This window comes from Enterobacter cloacae complex sp. IR5458, assembly GCF_049238025.1.
In the GTDB taxonomy this organism is placed as follows: Bacteria; Pseudomonadota; Gammaproteobacteria; order Enterobacterales; family Enterobacteriaceae; genus Enterobacter; species Enterobacter kobei.
On sequence record NZ_JBMKIF010000086.1, the window covers coordinates 1 to 4,688 of the forward strand.

Consider the following 4,688-nt stretch of genomic DNA (forward strand, 5'->3'; position numbering starts at 1 on the left):
TCTCGCGTCTGGCACCGGAAACGCAGCCAACCCCGTTTCTGCGGTGCGGGCAAGGGGTGTTATGTTAAAAGCCGAGGTCTGGCGGATACGGAAAAAATTATGCCGGCCGGGCTTATGCCCGCGGCACTCCGGCCGATACTTAAATTATCCTTCACAAAGGATGTGCTGCGATCCAGGCAGTTGAGTGTTTTCCGGCTCCCGGATGTGAGCCATTTTTTTGCCTTCTGATGCCTGTTAATGCATGCGGAGCTGCGCTGGTTCTTCCAAGATTGATAGACGCCAGCTTCTCTGCTGGAGCCGGCGGATTTGCCGTAAATATGAACATTTTCTTATTGTTCAGCCCGCTAAAGATGGCGGGTTTTTTACGCGTGAAATCCGGAGCCGGACATCATGCCGGCATGGCTGAAGAGCGGGCTTTTTCCCGCCCTGTCGCAGTAATATATAACGCTACATAAGGAGTAGCCGATAACCATGGCAGTACTTACATTATCCGGGCAATCTGATTCATATGTTTTCACTTAAAAATATGTTCTCCCTGAACCTCCAGCGATCAGCCATTTCGTATGACGCAATTTGTCAGAATAAGCCTGTCATTGAGTTCAGTCCGGAGGGGGTGATAAATAAAGCCAGCCCGCTTTTTCTCTCCACTATGGGGTACAGGGCTGATGAAATAATCGGTCACCACCATCGTATATTCTGCCCGCCCTCGCTGGTAAGTTCACCGGAATACAGCCAGTTCTGGCAGCGCCTTGCCAGGGGAGAAAGCTTTAGTGGCAAGTACCTGCGGCTGGCAAAGGGAAATCGTTCCGTATGGCTTGAAGCCAGTTATATCCCCGTTTCTGACAGGCGCGGCCGTGTTATCAGAGTCATTAAAATTGCTGCCGATATTTCTGAGCGCGTGCATTCTGCTCTTGAGCAGGAAGCAGTCGTAAATGCCATAAACCGTTCTATGGCCATCATCACCTTCAATCCTGAAGGGATCGTGCTTGAAGCAAATGAAAATTTCGTCAATGCCACTGGCTATAAGCGGGATGAAATCATAGGTAAGCATCATCGTCTGTTCTGTGCCGAGACGCTTTACAAAAGTGATGAATACCGACATTTCTGGGAGAGTCTGAATCAAGGTGAGTTTTTTTCTGGTCTGTTTCCACGCCTTAACCGTCAGGGAGACCCTCTGTGGTTCCGTGCAACTTATAACCCTGTCTTTAACAGTGATGGGCAGCTTTATAAAATTGTGAAATTCGCTACAGATGTTACGGCTGATGTCCTGCGAAACCAGAGAGAGCAAGAGGCTGCTGTGCATGCATGGGATATGGCCGTGCAGACCCGAGAAAGTGCGCAGAACGGTGCCAATGTTATTGAAAATAGCATCCTTATGATTGACAGAATTGCGCAGGGGATGGGGGCTGTCTCCACCGATATCTCACGGCTCAACAATCAGTCTGAAAGTATTGACGATATGGTGGAAACCATCCGGAAGTTTGCCATGCAGACAAGACTTATTGCACTGAATGCCGCGATTGAAGCAGCAAGGGCTGGCGCATCCGGAAGAAGTTTTGCGGTTGTTGCCGCAGAAGTGCGTAATCTTGCGGCGAGCGTCAGTAGCGCGACTGAAGAAATTGAGCAAGTCGTGGCCAGCAATAGTCAACTGGCCAAGGATGTTCTCTGTGGCATTGAAAACAGCCTGATGAACACTCGGGAAGGGGTTACACTCATGCGCGAAGCGGGTGAAGTTATGACCAGCATTCAGAGGAATGCTGCAGGGGTTGAGACTGCGGTTAAGGATGTCGCCATTTCAGTTAAAGCCGGATAGGCCATGGTGCATATCCCCATATCTGTCGAACATCACAGATGATCTTCTTGAGATCCTTTCCGTTGCGTCGTAATCTCTTGCTCTGAAAACGAAAAAACCACCCGGCAAGGTGGCTTTTTCGAAGGTTCGCAAGAGTTGACGCTCTTTTGAACCGCGGTAACTGGCTTGGAGGAGCACAGTCACCAAAACTGTCCTTTCAGTGTAGCCTTATCGCACCCGAAACTTCAAGACTCTCCTCCTCTAAACCTGTTACCAGTGGCTGCTGCCAGTGGCGCTTTGTCGTGTTTTTCCGGATTGGACTCAAGTTGATAGTTACCGGATAAGGCGCAGCGGTCGGACTGAACGGGGGGTTCGTGCATACAGTCCAGCTTGGAGCGAACTGCCTTCCCGGAACTGAGTGTCAGGCGTGGAATGAGACAAACGCGGCCATAACAGCGGAATGACACCGGTAAACCGAAAGGCAGGAACAGGAGAGCGCACGAGGGAGCCACCAGGGGGAAACGCCTGGTATCTTTATAGTCCTGTCGGGTTTCGCCACCACTGATTTGAGCGTCAGATTTCGTGATGCTTGTCAGGGGGGCGGAGCCTATGGAAAAACGGCTTCGCCGCGGCCTTATCGCTTCCCTGTTAAGCTTCTTTCTGGCATCTCCCAGGAAATTTCCGCCCCGCCTGTAAGCCGGTACCGCTCGCCGCAGCCGAACGACCGAGCGCAGCGAGTCAGTGAGCGAGGAAGCGGAATATATCCTGTATCGCATATTCTGCTGACGCTCCGCTGCTGCATTTTTCTCCTGCCACATGAAGCACTTCACTGATATTCGCATCCGTGCCAACATAGTAAGCCAGTATACACTCCGCTAGCGCTACGTGACTGGTTCAGGGCTGCGCCCCGAAACCCGCTAACAGCCACTGACGCGCCTGCGGCTTGTCCAACCCCGCGCCGACCGGGAAAGGTTTTCCCGCCCGTCCCGGGGTTATCAGGAGACTGTTTTGTCAGAGAAACGGAACAAGATGCTCACCATGTGGGTGACGGAGGATGAGCACAGGCGGCTACTTGAGCGCTGCGACGGCAGGCAGCTGGCGGCGTGGATGCGGCAGACCTGCCTGGACGAAAAGCCGGCTCGTACCGCAAAACTTCCTTCGATCTCGCCGGCGCTGCTGCGCCAGCTTGCCGGTATGGGCAACAACCTGAACCAGATAGCCCGCCGGGTTCACGCCGGCGTCGGTACCGGTCATGACCGGGTGCAGATTGTGGCGGCGCTGATGGCCATCGATGCCGGGCTTGAGCGGCTGCGGCACGCCGTTCTTGAGAAAGGAACGGACGATGATCGTTAAATTTCATCCACGCGGTCGCGGCGGTGGCGCCGGGCCGGTGGACTATCTGCTGGGTAAAGACCGGCAGCGTGAAGGCGCCAGCGTCCTGCAGGGGAAGCCGGAAGAAGTCCGGGAGCTGATCGACGCGTCGCCTTACGTGAAGAAATACACCTCCGGCGTCCTGTCGTTTGCGGAGGCCGATCTGCCTCCCGGCCAGCGGGAAAAACTGATGGCCAGCTTCGAGCGGGTTCTGATGCCCGGACTTGATAAAGATCAGTACAGCATTCTGTGGGTGGAGCACGAGGACAAGGGGCGTCTGGAGCTGAACTTTCTGATCCCCAATACCGAGCTGCTGACCGGCAGGCGGCTCCAGCCGTACTACGACCGCGCCGACCGGCCGCGTATCGATGCCTGGCAGACCATCGTGAACGGCAGACTGGGGCTGCACGATCCGAACGCGCCGGAAAACCGCCGGGCGCTGGTCACGCCGGCCGGACTGCCGAAAACGAAGCAGGAAGCCGCAGAAGCCATCACCCGTGGACTGCTGAGCTTAGCCTCGTCCGGGGAGCTGAAAAGCCGTCAGGACGTCACTGAGGCTCTTGAAGGTGCAGGTTTTGAGGTGGTGCGTACAACGAAAAGCAGTATCAGCATTGCCGACCCTGACGGGGGGCGAAACATCCGACTGAAGGGAGCCATCTATGAGCAGTCTTTTAACGCTGGCGAAGGACTTAGAGCAGCAATCGAAAGCGCAGCAGAAGAGTACCGGCGAGATGCTGAAAGCCGCATTCAGCGAGCACGAGCAGTCTGTCAGAGCGGAACTGAACGCAAGCGCGAGGAGAATCAGCGACGCCATCAGCGCCCACGAGCAGAGTATGAGCGAGGCGATGGAGAAAAACCGGCGGAGCGTGTTGCTGACGGCCGGGAGGACATGGCTCACCATCCTGATGGTGTCAGCGCTGCTGATCGCCACGAGCGGGAGCATTCTGTGGTGGCAGGGACGGCAGATAACCGACAATTACACACATCTTCGTCAGCAGGAAGATACCCTGGCGAAAATGACCGCCCGGACGTGGGGAGTACGCTATCAGGAGAGCAACGACGGCCGGAGGTTCCTTATCCTGCCGCCGGGGATGCAAGCCGAAGCCATCCCCTACGACGGGACGACCTGGATCCGCCTGAAACAGGAGTAGCGGAAAATGACAGAGCTGGAAAAGCAGTTGCTGAGCGCATTAGAGCAGCTACAGCAGGACTACTCGCAAAGGCTGGACGAATGGGAGAGCGCCTTCGCGGAATGGCGGAGCATGTGTGGACTTATGCAACGGGAGAACGCGGTGCTGAACGAGCGCGTGTCGGACTTGAGCACGCAGGTGCTGAGTTTAAGCGAGCAGCTGCGCCGCTTGTCCGGGAACTGAATGCCATCGAGGAGAAGGCTGCACTGGAGTATCAGCGTCAGAACGAGCTGGAGCTGACGCTCCGACAGAAGCAGAAGAGTTTCGATGGTCCGAAGATGAGGTGACAGCCCGCACGAAGAAGGGCTCATCGCGTTCCTGCTAAATAGGCTGAC

Annotated in this window: 4 protein-coding genes; all 4 read left to right on the top strand. The window is 55.4% G+C overall.

The window, feature by feature from the left end:
* Window positions 1-228 (top strand): hypothetical protein (locus ACOTYN_RS25755; protein ID WP_253164692.1); only part of this gene is annotated, 228 nt, incomplete at its 5' end.
* Window positions 229-508: 280 nt separating this feature from the next.
* The gene (locus ACOTYN_RS25760) at window positions 509-1,813 is read left to right on the top strand and encodes a methyl-accepting chemotaxis protein (protein ID WP_007899670.1); all 1,305 of its coding nucleotides are present in this window, start codon (window positions 509-511) and stop codon (window positions 1,811-1,813) included.
* Between the two features lie 987 nt (window positions 1,814-2,800).
* Window positions 2,801-3,145 (top strand): MobC family plasmid mobilization relaxosome protein, encoded by a 345-nt coding sequence (locus ACOTYN_RS25765; RefSeq protein WP_421634795.1) that lies wholly within the window; start codon window positions 2,801-2,803, stop codon window positions 3,143-3,145.
* The gene (mbeA, locus tag ACOTYN_RS25770; protein ID WP_007899683.1) at window positions 3,135-4,640 is read left to right on the top strand and encodes a plasmid mobilization relaxase MbeA; all 1,506 of its coding nucleotides are present in this window, start codon (window positions 3,135-3,137) and stop codon (window positions 4,638-4,640) included. Before ACOTYN_RS25765 ends, mbeA begins: the two co-directional genes overlap by 11 nt.
* Window positions 4,641-4,688: the final 48 nt, after the last annotated feature.